Below are 21949 nucleotides of genomic sequence, written 5' to 3' on the forward strand. Positions count from 1 at the left end.
TTTGAGCAATACTATTTTTCGTTAGGTGTAGCAACGAATTCAGTCTGATAGCGACTGACCCATTTAGGATGATTACCTATATATTTTTTTAAGGAGCGGAATTCCCAATCATTTCTACTATCAGGAACAATGGAAATAAAATCATTTTTAAGGGTGTTGGTTTTGTTCTGCCATTTATTTTTAGGTGTCCATAATGAATAAGCGGCTATTCTATAACTGTAAGTAGAAAGATTGAACACTTTTTTATAGAATCTTATTTCTTTTATTTGACCACCTGTATTATTGCGGGTTTCCTGCCATATCCAGATAATAATATCATTGCCGTGTTTTCTTATCGTGGTAGTATCAGCTGTTGCGGAAACAGCTGTATATGCATTGACATTACGCCATAATGTTATCCAACGATCGGAAGCTTTTGCCCGCTGTGTTTCACCTTCATTGAATACGTGATCAACAATAGCATCATAAAAATTCTCATCAAAAGATTGAGAATTTATTTCTTTTAAACGTGGTTTATCGTATACATGTGAAGTAAGGATATTTCCCCGGGCGTCGTAAAAAATCTCTCGGGTATATTTGATTGTCCGATTCTGGGGATCTATTTCTACGAGGGCAAGACTGTAGCGTAAATCACTGGCTTTATGAATTTCTTTGGACATATTCATGGCAGAAACAGTTTCGGCTGCTCCAGCCGCAGAATAAGTAGTTTTTATCCATGCTTCTATACATATAGGAATGCCATTTTTCCGCTGGGTTACAGTTATTCTGCTGGGAGCGTACAGCTTACCATAACGGGAATCTGAATAGACCCAGATCCACTTGGTTTCATTACTATTTGCGGCATTATGAATTATGCCTTGTGCAAATACTGTTTGTATACTTGTAAAAATAATAAACAATAGAGAAAATAAAAACAATAAATTTTTTTTCATAATGTAATCACCTCTATAAAAATTAAATTTGGGTTGTCAATTATTAGTTGTTATAATAGAAACAATATAATCAAAATAAAGAGAACCAAAACTATTATTAAAGTAAGACAGCCTAATTTTCTGCTTTGGGTATTGGAATGCTTTTTAGCAGTGTATGGCATAGTGCTTAGTGCTGTAATATTTTCATGGGCATAAACAGGTAAGTCAGCAGTTGCTTTATTATCCAGCTCAGGTATTTTTATTATTTTTGTCTTTAATTCAATGGCTCTACTGGGGATATAGTGATCATTTTTAGATAATATGAACACAGATGGACTATTTTTTCCTTTTGTTGCACTGCTGTCGGATATAGATAAATTAACTAATGTTTTTTTCTCGATAGTAGCATTTTGCATGGGCGTTGCAATATAGTCTTTTTTTCCTTCTTTAAGAGGACGGGGTAAGAAATTATCATCAAAATATTCTTCGATAAATGCGGCCGCAGCTTTATAGGCGATAGTTTTAATACCACCTGCCTTGTAATTATCAGGTAAATTTTTAGCTGTACCAAAAGCACAGAGCTGTTCCCCCTTGTAATGGCTGATAGAACGCAGGAGACGTTTATCATTAGTAGTGGCAGCAGCAAATTTATAAAAAATATCTTTATATGGATGTGTGTCAAGATTGGACTTTTTGTCATTTGATAAAAATTTGTAAACTGAAAATATAAAAAAAGCGGCTTTATTTTGGAGTGATAAACTTTTAAATATAAGATTGTAAAGATCTTTGTTGCCAATATACTGAGAAAAGTATATATCCCATCTTTCGGCAAAAGCAATTATACCGGCAGGTGGAGCAATATCATTCTTTCTGTTTATAAGACTGAGTAAATCGTCATAGCTGGCATTTTTGGGTATAATAATGCCAGCACTTTTGGCCTGTTCAAGCAGTTTATTAGTGGGGGGATCAAAAGCGATTTCTTCACATATAAAAGGAGGTAAAAGTTTTTTAGTAATTGCTTTTTGTTTGGCGGTAACATCAGAACGCGCTATAACATCAAGTGTTCGCATGCGTTTTGTCATATAATGTTTGCCCTTTACTTTGAATCTATGCCAGGCCATAAATGATAACTTCCCTTTCTACAAAAGTCTAACTTCACTATACTATAAGTTTTTCTTAAAAATCAACATTACACTTTATTTTAACATAAACAAGCATATTGCGGTATAATAAAAAAATGGAGGATAGTGAAAGATAAATAAGGTATTATGTGTGATTTATCAAGGTTGCTTAGAAATGTTTGATGTGGTAATATGGCACATGTTAATTCTAATATGAAGGGCAGTATGTCTATGTTAAAAAAAGTTTTTAAGATTGATAATTGCTGGGATAAAATATTTTCGTTTTTATTGAAAAGCATAAAATATTATTTTTTTCTCTGGATAGTATTATTTGTATTCAGATTAATATTTATAATTGACATGCATAAATATATTATAGCGCAAATCACAACGAATGATATTTTACAAGCTATAATTTTAGGGGCACAGATGAGCATGCAAACTGTTGGTGTCCTTACGCTTATAGCAATGTGTTTTTTGTTGGTAGGAAGCCTTTTTTCTAAACATTGGGGTAATATCTGCTTTCATACAGTTATATTCATTCAATTGTTTGCAGCGGCAGTTTTGTATATTGCCAGATTCCCTTTTTACCGTACATACCATAGCGGATTCAATCGAATGATATTTACAGGAATGCATGAAGACTGGCGGGCTTTATTTTGGACAATGGTAGAGCAATTTAATCTGCCAGTGCGTATGCTTGCAGCGGTGATACTAACGGCAGGGTTGTTTTATATATGGAAGAAATTTTTTGCATTGGATATAGAAAAAAAACTTCCACACAGAATATATCCATTACGCTGGCCGGGGAAGATTGTGTTTTTTATTTTATTATATCTGCTTATTCGTGTATCCTTGTTCAGTGGGAGCTGGAGCTGGCAAACACAGATAAACTGGGAAAACTCAGCAATAACTAAGGATAATTTTTTAAATGAAGCTATTTTGGATGATGGACAGGCGTTATATCGTGCCTATTGTCTGGAAAAAAGAAATTCTGCCAGTAATGGATTAAGTTATACACCTGCTGACGTAAGGACTTTTGCAGCATATTTAAGTAATAAAAAAAGTGGCAGCAATAACTTGGATTACTATCTGCAAAAAACAGCTGAAGGCGCAAAAATAAAAAAACCGGCACATATATTTCTTATTATATCAGAAAGCTATGCTAACTGGCCTCTTTTGGACGAATATGCCGGACTGCATATAGCTGATGGAATGAAAGAAATAATTAAACAGCCAGATACAGTATACTGTAAAGCTTTTCTGCCGAATGGATCAAGCACGGTAAATGCACTTATGGGAATAGTAACTAATCTTGCTGATGCCAATTTGTATTTAACGACTATGGTTAATGATATGAAGCAGCCATATTCTACAGCATCTGCACCGCAGATGAAAAAACTGGGTTATGTGACGAAATTCTATTATGCTGGACCATCTTCATGGGAAAATATAGAACAATTTACACGGGCACAGGGATTTGATAAATTTTACAGCCGCAGTGATATCCATGAAACATCAAAAGGTAGCGTATGGGGAGCGGATGATAAAGATTTATATAGTCTGGTGTTAACAGACACTGGTAAAGAAGATTCATTTAATGTTATTCTTAATGTATCCAATCATTCGCCGTTTGAAGTTGATTTAAAGGCAAACGGATTTGATTCTGCTCAGGTAAAAAATGCGCTTGCGCCTCAATATAGAAATGATACTGAACTAATAAAAGAATTGGGACATTTCTGGTATGCCGATAGAATGCTTAAAAACTTTATTGTGACAATGAGGGAAAAGTATCCAGACAGTTTATTTATAATTGTAGGCGATCATGCAGACAGATATAATATAGAAAAAACGCCGTCAATGTATAAACGGTATGTTATTCCTTTTATTATAACAGGTCCTGGGATTAAAAAGAGCTTTTTCCCGGCAGAAGCGGTAGGTAGTCAGATTGATATAGTTCCCACACTCATTGAGCTTATAGCACCAAAGGGATTTCAATATTACTCAGTGGGAAAAAGCTTGACATTTGATAATAAAATAGCAGCAAATTATGCTTTTTGGCTTACGGACGGATACATTGGGAAAACCGGTACAAATAATTTTGCACCGGAGGAATTTCTGACAGACAAAAAAGCTCCTACTAAAGCTGTTGTTACAGAATATGCGGATGCTATCCGTGCTGTTTCGTGGTGGAAGGCTAAATATGGAAATATTATAGGGAAAAATGCGTTAAAATTAACAGCCAAGCGTTAAATAATGCGATACTTTTATTTTTTATCAATGCAATGTATAATAATTATAGTAGCACTGTCCAAAAAAGCATAAATGGGATATACTGTTGTCAATATGAAAAAAGATGGCTGTATCTGTTCAATTATGATATAAATATGGGCAGGTCATTGTCCATTGTTAAGAGAATCTGTAAGATTTACATGCAGTGGGTAGGTCCTTTTATTTCTTAAGATTTCACATCTTTAGGTATGTATATTATGTCAAATAAATATGAAGGAGAAATTATTTTGAGTAATTTGGAAGTTGGTATTGTCGGACTCCCTAATGTAGGAAAAAGTACGTTGTTCAATGCGATAACGAAAGCAGGAGCAGAAGCCGCTAATTATCCTTTTTGTACAATCGAACCTAACGTAGGTGTTGTTGAGGTGCCAGATCAACGGTTAAAAGTTTTGCATGAGATGTACAATTCCAAAAAGACTACACCTGCTTCAATTCGTTTTGTTGATATAGCTGGACTGGTAAAAGGAGCGGCTCAGGGAGAAGGCTTGGGGAATAAATTTTTATCACATATCCGCCAGGTAGATGCAGTTGCACATGTAGTACGTTGTTTCCAGGATAAAAATATTACACATGTAGAAGGATCAATAGATCCGATTCGTGACATTGACATAATTAATACTGAACTGTGTTTAGCAGATATGGAAACTGTGGAAAAGCGTCTTGATAAAGTGACCCGAGCTGCCAAGAGTGGAGCCAAAGAAGCTAAAATAGAAGAAGAAATGCTTAAAAAAATTTACGAAATACTTTCCGATGGTAAACCGGCTCGCCATGCAGAAATAACTGATGATGAAGTAGTCATGCTCAAGGAACTTAATCTATTGACAATGAAACCGACTTTATTTATTGCCAATGTTGCAGAAGACGAAGCTGCAACGGCCGATCAGGAAAATGCTTATGTGCAAAAAGTCAAAGAATACGCAGCAGGTGAAAAAGCTGGTGTAGTTGTTATTTCGGCAAAGGTAGAATCGGAAATTGCTGAATTGGATGCTGATGAAGCTAAAGAATTTCTAAAAGAAATGGGACTGGATGAATCAGGGCTGGATAAACTGATAAAAGCAGCTTTTAAATTGCTAGGATTATTGACCTTTTTAACGGCAGGACCTGATGAATGCCGGGCGTGGACAATAACTAAAGGAATGAAAGCACCACAAGCTGCCGGGAAGATTCATACAGATATTGAACGTGGTTTTATCCGGGCTGAGATTGTGACCTATGATGATTTGGTAGCAGCTGGTAGTACGGCCGCTGCTAAGGAAAAAGGTCAGGTTCGTCTTGAAGGGAAAGATTATATAATGCAGGATGGCGATGTTACATACTTTAGATTTAATGTATAAATGTTTTTATAGGAGATGATAAATATGAGAAAAAATTTCCTTGTGTCTGCGGTATTATTTTTGTTGTTACCATTTGTTTGTACGATGTCTGTAGCCAATGCAGAATCTTCAGCCAGGACAGTGACGGTAGAAGGTCAATCGAGTTTTTATGTTACGCCTGATCAGGCTTCAGTGGAAATTGGTGTTGAAACAACAGGTAAAACAGCTAAAGAAGCGTCAAGCCAGAATGCTGCTATAATGACAAAAATTCAAAATGCACTTTATAGCATGGGATTCCAGCAAAAAAATATAAAAACATCATCGTATAATTTTTATCCTGTTTATAGCAAAAATGATGGTCAGAATATTATTGGCTATAAAGTAACTAATAATGTAATTATCACTACGGATAATATAGATCAAGTTGGTAACATTATTGATGCAGCAATAAAAAATGGGGCCAATAATATTAATTCTGTTACATTTGGCTTGAAAGATGCTCAGAAATATAAAAATTCAGCTATGAAATCTGCTGTTCTTGATGCAAAAGCAAAAGCAAAAATCATAGCTGGGGAATTAGGGAAAAATATTATAAATGTTGTTAGTGCAAGTGAAAGTAATACTTATATAGAAAATTATCGTGCGTCTAATATTGCTTTAAAAGCGATGAAGACTGATATGGTTAATACACCGATAAATTCCCATGATTTACAAGTTTCAGCCCGGATCAATATAACTTTTGAAATTAATTGAAGTTTATAGGCATTTTATTTATATAATATTATTATTTTGCGATTGATGATATTTTTCTAGAGCATCAATCGCTTTTTTTATGTTTTGCTGATTGACAGAATAAGGGGCATAGGAAATGTATTTATCCTTGGCAATAATAGCAGTAAATTTTTCAAGGGCATTATCATTTACATCTATATCCTTAAGACAAAGTGGCAAACCGGCCTTTTTATTAAAAGCGTAAACGCTGTTTCTTTGTTCGATAGCATTATCAAGAGTTAATAGGAATAAAACACCATAAGCAACTATTTCACCGTGCATATGCCGTTCACAGCGAGGCAGCTGTGTGCGGGCAATATACACAGCATGTGCCATACTGCTGTTATAGCTGTTGTTTACAAGTAATGATACCAGGCCGGTATTTACAATTATAGTCAATATAGTTTGCTCAAATGGGGCGGAAACTGTATGGGCCATTGCAGCAGTAAGAGCCTGAATGCCGTATTTTAATAACAAGGCGGAACAATTACGGCTTATTTGCAGTCCTAGTTCATTTTCATGGTCAAGATTAAAACGGCGGGAGTTAAAATCGGCTTCATATTGTTTAGACAAAGCATCACCAATTCCAGCACGAAGATACATAAGAGGAGCATTGGCTATAATTGTTGTATTTATAAAAGCATGGCGTGCTGGGCGTCTGCCAAAATAAAATTCACCAAAACTGCCATCATTATTGTATATTATGCATAATGATGTTACAGGCGCACAGTTAGATGCAATAGTAGGAAATGTAAATACAGGTTTCGACAGCTTATCAGCAGTTGCTTTTGCTGTATCAAGAGCCTTGCCGCCACCTACGGCAAAAATCATATCGGCCGATTTTACGGATTTATTAGAGCACAGTTTGTTGATATTATCATGGGTAACATTGCCGCCAAACCAGATGAAATCTATTATCTCAAGCTCAGAAGCCGCAACTGCTGCTGACAGGATAGCCCGAGCTTTCTGCATACCTGTTTTACCACCGATCACAACAGCTTTTGTACCGTAAGGGCAGCATATGTCAGGTACTTGTTCGTAAGCAGTGGTGCCAGCAGTATAATTTGGTAAAAATAATGTATTACTCATAAAGATATTTTCTCCTTGTTTATTATATGGATCTGCTCAGCAGGAATATTTTCATACAATTCCTGTATGGATTTTTTTAATAATGGATGAATTTTATAAGGGGCAAGCTGTGCCAATGGTGCCATCACGAAATCACGGTTTATCATATCTGTATGGGGGATTATCAGGTCACTATCATTAATTATAGCATCATCATATAATAAAATATCCAGATCAAGTGTACGCGGACCCCAGTGGATATTTCGTTTGCGGCCGGCGTCATTTTCTAATTTATGTAATTTATTCAGTAATTCGTGTGGAGTAAGCAGGGTAGATACTTTAAAAACACCATTGATAAAATCAGATTGTTCAATTCCGCCGTAAGGTGTAGTAGTATAAAAATCGGATATGGAAAACAGCTTTATCTGTTGGTCAGATTTTAAAGCATTGAGAGCATTCGTGATATAGATTTTAGAATTGCCCAGGTTTGAACCGAAAGCTATAAACGATTCATGCCAAAATCTTGAAATAGTTACTGCTGTATATTTTACTGGTAAGCCAATAGGGGCATGGGGTTTTTTTATTGTTAAATTAATTTTTTTAATTAAGGGAAAGTTTATCAGAAGACGGCGGGCAAGTTGTTCAGCGGCTGTTTCTAAAAGTTTTACAGTATGATGTGCAGTATATTGGGCGATGAATTTACAAACTGACGCATAATTAATAGTCTGGTCAAGATCATCGGATATTCCCGCCCGGCTGGTATCTGTAAACAGCTGTGCTGAAATCATAAAATTCTGTCCCAGCTTGTTTTCTTCGGGGATAGCACCATGAAAAGCATAAACTGTTAGATCTTTTATCGTTATAATATCCATAAATACTCCTGTCAAGAATCCATGCTGTATTTTATAGCTTCTGTCATTTTTATGATGCGGTAATTTTCTTTTACATCATGTACACGAACGAACATATAATTCTTCAGTACAGCCATAACCGTAGTTGCCAGGGTACCTTCCAAACGCTCGTCGGTGGGAAGATCCAGCGTAAGACCAATTACAGATTTACGTGAAGTACCTAATAGTAAAGGCAAATTGAATTTATGTAATATATCCATATGTTTTATTAAAGTTAAATTGTTATTATAAGTTTTGCCAAAACCTATGCCTGGATCGAGGATTATTTTATCAGAAGTTATCCCCGCCTGTTTTGCTATAGATAAAGTTTCAGCTAAATCATTTAGCACATCGTTAAAATAATCATTGTAATTAGTGTTATTACTATTATGCATCAGGCAACAGGCTGTTTTAGTATCAGCGATAACTTTAGCAATAGCTTTGTCATATTTTAATCCCCATATATCATTTACCAGATCTGCACCTGCTTTTATAGCGGCTTCTGCCACAGGGGCTTTGTAAGTATCAATAGAAATGGGAATATCCAGATTGTTTTTTACTGCCTCAATAATAGGACATACTCGTTCTATTTCTTCCTGGCTGCTGATTTGAATATGATTGGGACGAGTAGATTCGCCTCCTATATCTATAATGGCAGCACCATCTTCAAGCATTGATTGGGCATGGATTAAAGCAGCATCATAAGAATTGAATTTTCCTCCATCGGAAAATGAATCGGGAGTCACATTTAATATCCCCATTATATAAGTTTTATTTTTCTCAGTAAAATTTTTGTTCCCTATCAGCACGAAAAAATCTCCTTTTTAATATATTAAATTGCGGCATTTTTTTTCATCAGTCCACTTACATTTTTGGTATACCTCACAGCAAAAACAATTGCGGCTCAGTTTATCAGCACGATAAATGAGCCCGTATAAACTACGACTGTGTTCAATACGTTTGTCACTGTGACAGGAAATTGCCGTCAATATAAGTTTTTTCTCTTGCGAAGAAAATGTACAATCATTGAGAATATTTTTGGCTATGCTGGTACTGGCTGCAGCATGGTCAACGCCGGTTTTATATTGTTCATGACGGCCAATATCGTGTAATAGAGCAGTAGCATAAATAATTTCTTCATCAATGTTGTATTTTTCTGTAACATTTAAAATCATAGCAATACGGGCTACACTAAGAAAATGATTTATGTCGTGACGGCAAAATATACGGTCCTTTTCATCATGCAAAATCTCTTGATAGTGAGTGCAAAATAAAGAATGCCTTAAAATTATATTACGATTGTTCATTAAAAATTTTTCCATACTATTTGCTATCCTTATAAAAATTTGTAACAATATCAATATGTATTCTGTGATTTATGGGAATATACCTGCATTAAAAATCAGATTTTCCTATTGTCCGATTGCGGTTATTAATAAAACCCTGTATTTGTATTGTAATCTATAAAACTTAAATTATATACTTCTTTTTATGAATTGTAAATATTCATTGACTTTACTATTGCGGATAAATATAATAATTCTTACAGTGATTATTTGTTATTTGGAGGAAGTATTATATGTCATTAGGAGAAAATAAAACAGGAAATACAAAAAATACAGGCAAAATGTTAATCATATTACTTGCAGCAATAGCAGCGATCGGTCCTTTAGCTACAGATATGTATTTACCGGCATTGCCGGAAGTATGTACCCAGCTGAATACTTCAGCATCATATGTTCAGCTGACACTCACGGCATGGCTTATAGGCCTGGCATTTGGTCAAGTTGTTGTGGGACCATTAAGTGATATCATTGGCAGAAAAAAACCGTTAATTATGGGATTGCTGGTTTTTTCAGCAGCTGCGGCCGGATGCGTTGTAGTAACTTCCATAAAGATATTTATCGTGATTCGCCTTATCGGGGGATTTGCCGGCGCAGCAGCACTGGTTGTAAGCAGGGCAATAGCTAGTGACTTATATTCAGGCAGTTTACTGACAAAATTTTTAGCTACTATAATGGTGATACAGGGATTGGCGCCTATTTTTGCACCGGTAATAGGCGGTCAACTGTTACTTTTTTTTTCGTGGCGCAGCATATTCACAGTATTAACAATAATAGGAATTATTATTGTTATATTAGGAATGTTTTTTTATAAGGAAAGTCTACCGGAAGAAAAAAGGATATCAGGTCGTCTGGTTGAAGTAACAAAAGTGTTTATAAGATTATGCTGCGATCATTTTTTTGTAGGGATTTGTGCCATTCAATTTTTTGTTTTTTCTGCCTTATTTGCTTATATATCTGGTATGCCATTTATATTACAAAATATTTATGGCTTTTCACCGCAGAAATTTAGTATGGTATTTGCAGTGGTCGGCATAGGAATGGCTATATCGGGGCAGTTGACAAATTTTCTGGCAGGAAAAATAAAAGAAGAAAAACTGTTATTTTATGGATTACTCCAAGGGGTAATATTTGGTACTATTTTCTTATTGGGAATATTACAAAATTGGAATATATATATTCTTATCATATTTTTGCTTTTAACTGAAACAGCATTACCCAATATTGCTGCTACAAGTTTTTCCCTGGCAATGAAAGGAAGAGCTGATAAAGCAGGAAGTGTATCAGCTCTTTTAGGTTTTTTTTCTATGATTTCAGGAGGACTGATAGCTCCTGTAGTGGGAGTGGGAGGGCCAAATACGGCTTTGCCTACAGCAATAACGATTTTAGTTTGTGAACTAGCGGCATTAGTTATTTTTCTTAGATTTATAAAAGGACGTATGTTGTAATAACAGTAAATTTTATTAGATATATTATAATTAAAGAAATATATTTGTTAACCGTATGAAAGGCGGAAATTATAAATATGAATTACAATAATAAAAATAATAATGAAATACAGCAGCAGAATGATGAAAAAATGCAGGCAGCAGAAAAACTATTTCAACATTGTAATTATGAAGAAGCATTTGAACTGTTAAAACCATTGGCAGATGCGGATTATTCCAGGGCTTTTTATTTGTTGGGTAAAATCTATAATGGACATCTTACTACAAAATATAATAATAAAGTATTGCAGAAAAAGTATTATAGACGTGGACATGAACTGGGTGATAAACTATGTTCCTTATGGTATTATATATTGGAAAAACCTAATTATGGACAGCCTAAATTAGTTGATGAAATAAAACAGGCAGCTGAAGACGGAGATGTTTTTGCGCAATATGAATTAAGCTTTTTATATTATTCAGGACTAATGGTAGTAGTTGATCCTAAAGAAGCAGTAAAATGGTGTAAAATGGCGGCAGATAATGGCTATGCTTTGGCCCAATATGATATGGCTGGTTTTTATAACAACGGTTGGGGTGTTGTTAAAAATGCAGAAGAATCACTTGCTTGGTATAAAAAAGCTGCTGAAAATGGACATGCTGCGTCACAATGCCGTTTAGGCGATATATATTTTGAAGGAAATAACATAGTAAAACAAGATTATAAGAAAGCTGTAAAGTGGTATAATAAAGCTGTTGATAGGGGTAATGCCCTAGCTCAATGTAATTTAGGGTTTATGTATGATAATGGCTATGGCGTGGAACAGGATCAAAATAAGGCTTTGAAATACTATCGTTGCTCAGCTGAACAGGGGCATGCCCCGGCCCAGTGTAACATGGGAATAATGTACGCTGCCGGTTGTGCAGTAGAAGAAGACCTTGAAGAGGCTGTAAAGTGGTATTCATTAGCAGCAAAACAGGACTTTGTACCGGCAGAGTTTTATTTAGGCAAGATGTATGATATGGGAACAGGAATAGCGCAGGATTATAAAAAAGCAGCTAAATGGTACCATCGTGCAGCGGAAAAAAATCATATTGTAGCTCAATGTGTATTAGGAACAATGTATGATGAAGGTGTGGGTGTAGAAAAAAACTATCAGGAAGCAGCCAAATGGTATATGGAGTCTGCGCGACAAGGGTATGCTCCGGCACAATTTGAAATTGCGGCAATGTATAAAAGTGGTGAAGGAGTAGAAAAAAATTTCCAGAAAGCTTATGAATGGTTTAACCAGTCAGCTAAACAGGCTGATCCCTATGCAGCTTATAATCTTGGTATAATGTATCAAAAGGGTGAAGGTATAGAAAAAGACTATCAAAAAGCGATAGAGTGGTATAAAAAATCTGCCGGAAAAGGAATCGGTCAGGCCGATTATCAAATTGCCTGTATGTATCTTGACGGTGAAGGTGTAGAAAAAAACTATCAAAAAGCGGCACAGTATTTTGAAGAAGCAGCTAAAAAAGGTGACATTAAAGGACAGTGTAGTCTTGGTGTCATGTATGAAAACGGATATGGCGTAGAAAAAAATTATCAGTTGGCAGAAAGCTGGTATCAAAAGGCTGCTAATAAGGGAGAAATAGCAGCACAATATAACTTAGGTATACTATATGCTTCTGATAAAATAGATAAAAATATGAAAAAAGCACAGCAATGGATGGAAAAAGCTGCATCTAACGGGGATGCTGCTGCAGAAAAATGGCTCAGAGAAAATAAATAATCAATTGATAAGGATAAAAAAATGCGTGTATTGCATATTCAAACCGATAAAATTTTTGCTAAAGAAGTGCGGGATATAGTTGAAAAAAATGGGTTTTCTTATACGTGTATATGGTTTCGTGCTGATATGGATGAAATCCTTGACAAAGTCCTTGAAGATCATAAGTATAATTTTATAATTGTGGATGAGTGTATTTCATCATTGTCCGTTGAACATTTGATTAATAAAGTAAATGCCAAAGGAGTGATTCGTCCCTCCATCGTGGTCATTTCTTCACAGCATGATTTTAATACTAAAAAGTATTATTTTCAGCTTGGGATTATGGCTTTTTTTAATAAAAAAGACTTCGACAGAAATAGATTTGAAAAATATCTCCAGACGGTAAAATATGATATTGAAATGATTAATTTTTTGAAAAATTTCCATATAGCTGTTATTGATGATAGTAAATTATCGTTAAATATCATCAAAAATAACTTTTCCAGTTCGGGTATATTTGATGTTGATTATTATCAAGATTCAGCAAAATTTTTAAAATGCACCCAAAAATACGATCTTTTTTTGATTGATTTACTAATGCCGATTTATGATGGAGAAACATTGACTAATTATATCAGAGAAAAAGACCATGAAGCCATAATAATCTTGATAACGGCTTACAATAATGGACAAATAATACCTCACTGCCTGAGTATAGGTGCTGATGATTTTATGATAAAACCGTTTGATTATAATTTGTTCATGCTGAGAATACATTCGTGCATAAGTCGATATAAAATGAGAAAAGAGCTGATAATAAAAAATAGAAAACTTTTTGATTTAGCAATAAAGGATAATCTCACTGGAATATATAACAGAACATATTTTACGGATATTTATAAAAAGAAATAGAAGCGGCTCAAAAATATGATAGTAAATTTTCTCTTATAATGGTAGATATTGATAATTTCAAAAATATAAATGATGAATATGGTCATCTTAAGGGAGATCATGTCCTAAAAGAAGTTGCTATTATTTTACAAAAAGCATTAACAGAAAAAGGCATATTATATCGCTGGGGTGGAGAAGAATTTATTGCTTTGCTTGATATTGATGCGACTGATGAAATAATCCATATGGCAGAAAAAATGCGGCGGACTGTTAGTATGCATAAATTTATTAATGTAAGAAAAATTACTGCCAGCTTTGGTGTAGCCAGATGGAGATATACAGATGATTATGAAAAACTGTTGAAACGACTTGATAATTCACTATATCTGGCTAAGTTTACTGGTAAAAACAAGATTGTTTATGAAGAAAATCTGAATATTGTTGAGAATGGAAAACCGATAGAGATAGAGTGGGGACCATTTTTTTCCACAAACAATCCTGAAATAGATAAAGATCATTATAAGCTAGTGGCGTTGTCTAATGAATTGATAAAAAACAGTGTTAACGGCAGTAAAAAAGAAGTTATAAGCGGTCTGTTGGCACAAATGCTGAAAAATATTGTAATGCATTTTAAAAAAGAAGAAAAAGTAATGTATAATCTGCATTATAAAGATTTTACAAAACATCGTCAGTCTCATCGTGATCTTATCGTTAGAATATTAAATTTATATGATGAATATCTCATCAAAAACAAAGATGTGGTAAAAGTTATAGAATATTTAATACAGGAAGTTATCATTGAGCATATTTTGAAGAGAGATTCTGAATTTTACGATACATATTCCAGATGAAGAAAATATAATAAATATAAAAACAAGAGACTATTTCCCAACCCATTTTCATTCACAATAAGTGATGTACTTTTATGAAAAAATGCCGTTCGTATGATAGTCTCTTCTTTTAAGTTTTATTATTTATAGACAAATTTTTAATAAAAATCTAGAACATTTTTTGTTTTTTACTGCCGGGACCGTCATTAGCCACAGATACAGCTGCCTCAGCAAATGTCTTCATATCATTAAGCATATGCAATGCTCCATCTATAAGAATAAAACCAACTTCTTTTGCAATATAAGTATCAGTTACAGGTTTCTTTAGACAGTGGCTTATTTGAAGAATATATGGCATAAGTAAAACATTGTTTTTTATTATATCTGCCATAACAGGTTGAGGTTTCTGTAAAGCACCTGATAAATAAAGGGCAATTTCTTCAAATTTTCCCAGAGAATTTATTGGTTTAGTAAGGTTATCAATTCGTTCCTGGCAAAATTTCATTACAGTCTTATCAAGGGGAATATTTTTCAGGGAAAGGTCATCTGGAAGTTTATTGAAAACAGGCAAATTATTATGAAGTGATAAATTGAACAGATCAACAGCCAGATTGATAAATCTGGCAATTACAGAGGAACCGGCAGTTTCGCTGAGCTGCAGGTGCAGGTCTATATAAGGTGATAAATTCAAATGTTTTAAAGCAGCCTGATGTGCAGGCTCGCCGGCTAAATGCGATGGCATTATATGAGAGGCACTAGCCGGACAGATAGCTTGTGCTATCAGAGCAGCGGCAGCTGTATTAAATCCATCTAAAATAACAAGACGGTCATTAGCAGCAGCACCCAGAATAATGCCAGCCAGACAACCAAATTCAAAACCGCCGATTTTACTGAGTACATCTATACCATTAATAGGATTGGGAGTATTAATGCTTAAAGCTTTTTTTACTACAGCCATTTTTATTTTTAATCTGTTGTCAGAGATATTAGTGCCGCGCCCAGTAGATTTTTCTGGTGGGAGCTCGCATATACAAGCGGCAATGGCAGCACTGGAAGTAGTATTGGCAATTCCCATTTCACCCAATAAAAAACAATTATAACCTTTTTGGGATAAAGTATTTGCTATATCAATACCCGTTTCCAAAGATTTTACAGCCTGTTTGTAGGACATTGCTGGACCATGTACGAAGTTATTCGTACCTAAGGCAATTTTTTTGTTTATTAAACCTGTAAGGTTTTTCATATCGGCGGCAATGCCCATATCAACTACAAATATATCAGCAGCAGAGAAATTTGTCATAGCATTAGCTACTGCGCCCTTGCTGATCAAATAGTTCCTTGTCATATCAACAGTAGTTTTCTGCGGATATGCACTCACATTCATTTGTGCTACTCCATGATCAGCACAGGCAATGATGGCAGCTTCTTTTAATTTTTGTGGGACAGTTTGTTTAGTTATTGCCATATATTTTATTAAAATATCAGACAGACCGCCGATACCTTTTATTCTTCTTATTGGTATATTAGTTTTGTCAGAAACAAAGTCAATTTTTTGTATAGTTTTATTTAATAAATTCATTAAGCATTCTTTTCCTTTGGCACTTGCTTTAGGCTTAGACCTATTCTATTTCTGGCAGCATCGACATTTATTACCATAACATCAAGAATATCACCCACAGAGACAACATCAAGTGGATGTTTTACGCGTTTATAACTCAGTTCGGAAATATGGATAAGTCCGGCTGTTTTTATGCCAATATCGACAAACACACCAAAATCTGTAATATTTCTGACAGTTCCGCGCATAATAGTACCAACTTTTATATCGTCAAGTTTAACAACGGCTTTTCTGGTAAGCGGAGCAGGTAAATCTTCACGCGGATCACGTCCCGGTTTGCTTAGTGCATCAATTATATCACGAATTGTGGGAACTCCGGCATCAAGTGTTTTGGCAATAGCTTCCGGGGTGGCTAATTTTAACTTTGCCTGTAAAAAGGACAGTTGTTTTTTATCTTTAAGATCATTGAGGGAAAAGCCTAATTTGTCCAGAAGCTTTTCGGCTGTTTTATAGGATTCCGGATGGACAGGTGTATTATCTAATGGCATAGTACCTTCATTTATGCGTAGGAAGCCAGCACATTGGGTAAAAGCGGATTGTCCCAGGCGTTTTACTTTTAAAAGATCTTTGCGATTTTTAAATTCACCATTTTCATCACGATAATTAACAATGTTTTTGGCAATTGACGCATTTATACCAGCAATATGTTTTAAAAGTGCAGCTGAAGCTGTATTCAGTGTAACACCTACATGGTTTACAGCTGATTCTATCACTGTATCCAGGGCAGAACTTAATTCTTTTTGGTTTACATCATGCTGGTATTGCCCTACTCCGATAGCTTTAGGATCTATTTTTACCAATTCAGCAAGCGGGTCCTGAATACGTCTGGCAATTGAAACAGCACCTCTTATCGTAACATCATAATCAGGTAATTCTTCTACAGCCAGCTTGGAGGCAGAATAGACAGAAGCGCCAGCTTCACTAGTAATCAAATAATGGACATCAAGCTTATTGTCAGCAATGAGCTTAGCAGTAAATTCTTCTGTTTCAAAAGAAGCAGTGCCATTTCCTATGGATATAAGACTTACATTATATTTTTTTATAAGGTCAAGAACTTTTTTAGCCGATTTCGCTTTAGCTTCATCGCTCATAGTTATATAAAGAACACCATGATCCAGTATTTGACCGGTTGCATCGACAACTGCCATTTTGCAACCTGTGCGGTATCCAGGATCTAATCCCATTACTACATGGCCGGCTAAAGGAGCCTGCAGCAGCAGCTGTTTCAAATTGGCACCAAAAATATTTATAGCTTGTTTTTCGGCATTTTCAGTAAGTAAAGATCTTATTTCACGTTCAAGTGCAGGAAATAAAAGACGTTTGTAGCCATCAGTTAAAGCCTCAATTATAATTTGTCTATAAATTGATGGACCATTGATAACTTTATCGCATAGCTTTTGAATATTTTTTTCGTGGTTGGCTGTAAATTTTACTTTTAACGCTTTCCTTTTTTCACCGCGGTTTATAGCCAAAATACGATGGGAAGGTAATGTGCGTATAGGTTCAGAATATTCACTGTACATGAGGAAGGCTTGCTCAGGATCATTTTCTTCCTCTCGGGATGTTTCGATGATTCCTTCATTCCACAGTGTTTTACGCAGAGCTGAACGGACAGGGGCTTTTTCTGTTTCGCTTTCAGCTATAATATCCATAGCCCCTGCAACAGCGTCTGCAAAAGTATTGATGTCTTTTTCCTTATCAATAAACGGAGCAGCAATTTCTTCAATAGTGCTAGTAGTTTCAGCTTGACCTAAAATAAGTGCAGCAAGAGGTTCAAGTCCTTTTTCCCTTGCAGCCATAGCCCGAGTACGTTTTTTTTGTTTGTATGGAAGATAAATGTCTTCCAGTTCCTGGAGCTTTTCTACTCCTGTTATGGCTGTTTTTAGTTCTTCTGTAAGTTTGCCTTGTTCATCTACATTTTTAAGGATTTCTTCCTGCCGTTTTACCAGATTGCGCAGATAAGTCAGGATTTCAGATAAGCTGCGCAGCTGCTCTTCTTTTAATTCACCAGTAGCTTCCTTGCGGTAACGGGAAATAAAAGGAATAGTATTTCCTTCATCTATGAGCTTGGCAGCAGCAATAACCTGTTTTAAGGATATATGTAATTGCTTAGCAATATACGAATTTATATTTTGTTCGAGCAAAAAAATCCCTCATTTCATTTAATACTTCTTTGCTATTATAACATGAATAAAAAAACATATCGGTAATTATTTAGCAACACATAGTAAAATCAGTAGTATTAAAACAATAAAATAGTGTTAATAATAGCAATAAGTATTCTATTACATTTAGGTAATTTATACAATAAATTTGATTGACAAGATATTTTATCAGTGTCATAATATATCTGATGTTAGTTATACTAACTAACATCAGATATATTGTTTTTTAATTGTTATATTCAATTAAGGATAAATAAGGATAAAAAGTTATTGTAAGTAATTATTAATAAATTTTTAGAAAGGATGTTGAAATGTCAGAAAAAGAAATAACTACGACCCAAAAAATAATACAGGCAGCGATTTTTATGTTAAAAGAAAATAATTTCAGCAATATAACGATGAGGGATATTGCTAATAAGGCAAATGTGAGTGAGATGACAGTTTTTCGGCATTTTTCAAATAAAAAAGGTCTTATAGAAGCCATTATTAACACTTTATCGTTTATTCCTTCCTTGCAGAAAATATTTAACAGTAAAGTAAAGTGGGAATTAGAACCTGATTTAGAACTTATAAGTAAAACTTACCAAGAGATTATGGAAAAAAATAAAACACTATATATTATTATTCTTAGAGAAAAAACCATTATGTCAAATGAAGATTGGGAAATTTTACCGCCATATTACTTTAAAAAATTTATGATAAGTTATTTTTTGCAAATGGAAAATAAAGAGAAAATAAAAAAATATACAGCAGAAGAAATAGAAGCTTTGGCAGTAGCTTTTATTTCAATGAACTTTGGTTTTTTTCATGCCAAAGTAACACTGAAAGAAGGCTATGTTGATGTTACGACAGCTAATTATATAAATACATGTGTAAAGTTATTTGCAGGAGCAATGAAAAATAATAGTTGATGCATGTACGCAGGAGGGTTAATTATATGAAGGTTACTTCAAAGATGAAAAAAGCAGCTGTTATTTTTTTAGTTGTATTTTTGGGAGCAGGTATTTATTATTTTATTCAGCGGGACAAAATATCAACTGATGATGCAGCTATTGATGGTCAGACCGTGGATATAAGTCCTAAAATATCAGGTTATATAAAGAATCTTTATGTAAAAGACAACCAGATTGTAAAAGCCGGTGAAGTTATTATGCAGATAGATCCCAAAGATTATCAGCTTCAAGTTGAGAATGCTAAAGCAGCATTAGCAGCAGCCAATGCTGCTTTAGCTGCTGCTCAGAATCAGTCAGCGGCAACTGCAATCACGGCACCGGCAAATGTAAGCGAAGCTGACCAGAAAGTGAATGCTGCGCAGGCAGCGTGGGAAAAAGCCCTGGCTGATAAAAATCGTATGGGGATGCTCATTCAAAGCGGGGCCTGCTCACAGCAGGAATATGATCAAGCTGTGGCAGCGGAAAAGTCAACAAGAGCTTCACTCGCTCAGATGAAAGCTTCATTGGTATCGGCAAATTCTGCACCTGACATCATAGAAAGTTCCCAAAATAAAGTAAAGCAGCTTCAGGCTCAAGTCGCACAGGCGCAGGCAGAACTTGACCAAGCCGAAAATAATCTGCAGCATACAAAAATAGTTGCTCCGATGGCGGGACGAATAACCAAGAAAAGTGTCAATAAGGGAGCTTATGTCCAGGCGGGTACCAAAATATGTTCACTGGTGAGTTTTAATTTATGGGTAACAGCAAACTTTAAAGAAAATGAACTGCATGGAATAAAACCAGGTGATAAAGTAAAAATAAAAGTAGACGCATTTCCAGATATGGAATTAACTGGTAAAGTAGATAGTTTTCAGGCAGGTACCGGTTCTTATTTTTCATTATTTCCAGCAGAAAATGCTACGGGAAATTATGTTAAGATAGTGCAGAGAGTTCCTGTGAGAATAGTATTTGATAAATTGCTGCCTAAACAGGCTGATGTATTGGGACCGGGAATGTCTGTGGTTCCTACTGTGTATTTAAATGGAGCTCGGTAATTATGCAGAGGCAGGTAAGCCCGCTCTTAGTATCTTCTGTTGTGAGTTTAGCTGCGTTTATGGAAGTATTGGATACTACAATAGTAAATGTGGCATTGGCCCATATAGCTGGATCACTGGGAGCAGGTACAGATGAAAGTACATGGGTATTGACATCATATTTAGTGGCAAATGGCATAGTATTACCACTATCAGGCTGGTTGTCTTCACTCATGGGACGTAAAAATTTTTTTATGACATGCATATTGGGATTTACTACAGCATCGTTTTTATGCGGGGTATCAACATCATTGCCAATGCTAATAGTATGCAGAGCTCTTCAAGGAATTGCTGGCGGTGGTTTGCAGCCAAGCCAGCAGGCGATAATAAAGGACAGCTTTCCCCCTAATAAATTAGGTATGGCTTTTGCTATAACTGGTGCAACTACAGTGCTGGCACCTATATTGGGACCGACCTTAGGCGGTTATATAACTGATGCATTTAGTTGGCGTTGGATATTTTTTATGAACGTTCCAGTCGGAATGTTAGCAGTAATTTTAGTAAAATTACTTGTTTCTGATCCACCAAGCGCACAAAAAAGTAAGGTTGATTCCATTGACTATATAGGATTGGGATTAGTTGCACTGGGATTAGGAACATTGCAGGTGGTACTGGATAAGGGACAGCAGAATGATTGGTTTGACAGTAATTTTATAATAACATTTGCAATTATATCTGCTATTAGTATTATATTTGCAATTTATTGGATATCGCAGCAGAAAAATCCTATAATAAAACTTAAATTATTCAAGATACCCAGCTTTTCTATGCCTTGTATAATGTTATTTTTTGTCGGTTTTGCTATTTACTCGAGCTCAGCATTATTGCCGATGCTGGTGCAGTCAAATTTTGGTTATGATGCTACATTATCCGGCTTGGTACTTTCCCCGGCGGGATTGGTCATTATGTTTATTCTGCCTATAGCCGGGCGGTTAGTCAATAAGATTGAAGCTAAATATCTTATTGCGTTTGGAATGCTATTAAATGCCACAGGGATGTTTTATACCAGTTATGTGACACCGCAGACTGACTATAATACTTTTGTTGTTATGCGTACCATGCAGATGATAGGAATGCCTTTTCTGTTTATACCGGCAAGTACACTGGCTTTTTCACGTATTTCCGCAGATGACAGCAGTAATGCTTCGGCGATAGTTTCATTGATGCGTAATCTTGGCGGCAGTATCGGGATATCAGTAGTCATGAGCAGGCTAGCTGATTACAAACAAATAGAGCAGGCTAATCTGGCTCGTCATCTGACGATGGATAATATGGGTTTTCGTGATGCGCTAGCACAGTACGCGCACACCATAAGAGATTTAGGGGTAACTCCTGCGCAAGCTTCTTCTGGGACGATGGCACATATCTACCAGGAAATGATACAGCAGGCCAGCATCATTGCATTTCATGATGCATATAATTTTGTCGGTACAATATTGATAGCTTTAGCAGTTATGGCGCTATTTATGCCTAAAAATAAACAGCATGAAGCAGTGCAAAGAAAAACTGATCATTAGTTTGTATTTATA

The 21949-nt window shown here is 35.4% G+C and carries 18 protein-coding genes; 10 read left to right on the forward strand and 8 right to left on the reverse strand.

From position 1 onward, the window contains the following. Window positions 1–11 precede the first annotated feature (11 nt). Together I6760_RS09300 and I6760_RS09305 are read right to left on the reverse strand one after the other, a co-directional pair. Window positions 12–932 carry a hypothetical protein gene (locus I6760_RS09300; protein ID WP_196594173.1) on the reverse strand — a complete coding sequence of 307 codons (921 nt, stop codon included), beginning with the start codon at window positions 930–932 and terminating at the stop codon, window positions 12–14. 50 nt (window positions 933–982) lie between these two features. Continuing rightward, window positions 983–1993 (reverse strand): hypothetical protein, encoded by a 1011-nt coding sequence (locus I6760_RS09305; RefSeq protein WP_196594174.1) that lies wholly within the window; start codon window positions 1991–1993, stop codon window positions 983–985. Between the two features lie 399 nt (window positions 1994–2392). On the opposite strand from I6760_RS09305, the gene I6760_RS09310 reads away from it, so the two are divergent. From I6760_RS09310 to I6760_RS09320, 3 genes are all read left to right on the forward strand, one after another. Then, a complete protein-coding gene (locus I6760_RS09310; RefSeq protein WP_231036198.1) occupies window positions 2393–4285 on the forward strand; it encodes an LTA synthase family protein in 1893 nt (630 codons plus the stop codon). Between the two features lie 266 nt (window positions 4286–4551). Next, window positions 4552–5658 carry a redox-regulated ATPase YchF gene (gene ychF, locus I6760_RS09315; protein WP_196594175.1) on the forward strand — a complete coding sequence of 369 codons (1107 nt, stop codon included), beginning with the start codon at window positions 4552–4554 and terminating at the stop codon, window positions 5656–5658. Window positions 5659–5682: 24 nt separating this feature from the next. Beyond that, entirely contained in the window at window positions 5683–6390 is a 708-nt protein-coding gene (locus tag I6760_RS09320) for an SIMPL domain-containing protein (protein WP_196594176.1), read from the forward strand. An 18-nt stretch (window positions 6391–6408) separates the two neighbouring features. Here the strand turns inward: I6760_RS09320 and I6760_RS09325 are convergent, their stop codons facing one another. From I6760_RS09325 to I6760_RS09340, 4 genes are read right to left on the reverse strand one after another with little or no spacing between them, the layout of a single operon-like run. Further along, complete coding sequence (locus I6760_RS09325) at window positions 6409–7497, reverse strand: iron-containing alcohol dehydrogenase family protein (protein WP_196594177.1); 1089 nt, start codon at window positions 7495–7497, stop codon at window positions 6409–6411. After that, a complete protein-coding gene (folK, locus tag I6760_RS09330) occupies window positions 7494–8348 on the reverse strand; it encodes a 2-amino-4-hydroxy-6-hydroxymethyldihydropteridine diphosphokinase (RefSeq protein WP_196594178.1) in 855 nt (284 codons plus the stop codon). Before folK ends, I6760_RS09325 begins: the two co-directional genes overlap by 4 nt. A gap of 11 nt (window positions 8349–8359) precedes the next feature. Further along, window positions 8360–9175 carry a dihydropteroate synthase gene (gene folP / locus I6760_RS09335; protein ID WP_330997959.1) on the reverse strand — a complete coding sequence of 272 codons (816 nt, stop codon included), beginning with the start codon at window positions 9173–9175 and terminating at the stop codon, window positions 8360–8362. A 15-nt stretch (window positions 9176–9190) separates the two neighbouring features. After that, window positions 9191–9688: an HD domain-containing protein gene (locus tag I6760_RS09340; protein ID WP_231036202.1), complete on the reverse strand. Its 498-nt coding sequence runs from the start codon at window positions 9686–9688 to the stop codon at window positions 9191–9193. 257 nt (window positions 9689–9945) lie between these two features. Here I6760_RS09340 and I6760_RS09345 point away from each other — a divergent pair, with 257 nt between their 5' ends. From I6760_RS09345 to I6760_RS09360, 4 genes are all read left to right on the forward strand, one after another. Beyond that, window positions 9946–11157, forward strand: coding sequence for a multidrug effflux MFS transporter (locus tag I6760_RS09345; RefSeq protein WP_196594179.1), 1212 nt, complete (start codon window positions 9946–9948; stop codon window positions 11155–11157). A gap of 77 nt (window positions 11158–11234) precedes the next feature. After that, a complete protein-coding gene (locus I6760_RS09350) occupies window positions 11235–12911 on the forward strand; it encodes an SEL1-like repeat protein (RefSeq protein ID WP_196594180.1) in 1677 nt (558 codons plus the stop codon). Between the two features lie 21 nt (window positions 12912–12932). Further along, entirely contained in the window at window positions 12933–13802 is an 870-nt protein-coding gene (locus I6760_RS09355) for a response regulator transcription factor (protein ID WP_196594181.1), read from the forward strand. A gap of 38 nt (window positions 13803–13840) precedes the next feature. Further along, window positions 13841–14632, forward strand: coding sequence for a diguanylate cyclase domain-containing protein (locus I6760_RS09360; RefSeq protein WP_196594182.1), 792 nt, complete (start codon window positions 13841–13843; stop codon window positions 14630–14632). Between the two features lie 148 nt (window positions 14633–14780). Here the strand turns inward: I6760_RS09360 and I6760_RS09365 are convergent, their stop codons facing one another. Together I6760_RS09365 and I6760_RS09370 are read right to left on the reverse strand one after the other, a co-directional pair. Next, a complete protein-coding gene (locus I6760_RS09365; protein WP_196594183.1) occupies window positions 14781–16190 on the reverse strand; it encodes a nicotinate-nucleotide--dimethylbenzimidazole phosphoribosyltransferase in 1410 nt (469 codons plus the stop codon). Next, window positions 16190–18373, reverse strand: coding sequence for a Tex family protein (locus I6760_RS09370; RefSeq protein WP_196594184.1), 2184 nt, complete (start codon window positions 18371–18373; stop codon window positions 16190–16192). The genes I6760_RS09365 and I6760_RS09370 overlap by 1 nt, the downstream gene beginning before the upstream one ends. Before the next feature lie 332 nt (window positions 18374–18705). Between I6760_RS09370 and I6760_RS09375 the strand changes: the two genes are divergently transcribed. Genes I6760_RS09375 through I6760_RS09385 form a run of 3 tightly spaced genes read left to right on the forward strand, consistent with a single transcriptional unit; the run spans window position 18706 to window position 21937 of the window. After that, window positions 18706–19305, forward strand: a complete 600-nt coding sequence (locus I6760_RS09375) for a TetR/AcrR family transcriptional regulator (protein ID WP_196594185.1) — start codon at window positions 18706–18708, stop codon at window positions 19303–19305. Between the two features lie 26 nt (window positions 19306–19331). Beyond that, window positions 19332–20381 (forward strand): HlyD family secretion protein, encoded by a 1050-nt coding sequence (locus I6760_RS09380; RefSeq protein WP_196594186.1) that lies wholly within the window; start codon window positions 19332–19334, stop codon window positions 20379–20381. A gap of 2 nt (window positions 20382–20383) precedes the next feature. After that, window positions 20384–21937 carry a DHA2 family efflux MFS transporter permease subunit gene (locus tag I6760_RS09385; RefSeq protein WP_196594187.1) on the forward strand — a complete coding sequence of 518 codons (1554 nt, stop codon included), beginning with the start codon at window positions 20384–20386 and terminating at the stop codon, window positions 21935–21937. Window positions 21938–21949 lie beyond the last annotated feature (12 nt).

It is taken from the genome of Pectinatus sottacetonis, from assembly GCF_015732155.1.
In the GTDB taxonomy this organism is placed as follows: Bacteria; Bacillota; Negativicutes; order Selenomonadales; family Selenomonadaceae; genus Pectinatus; species Pectinatus sottacetonis.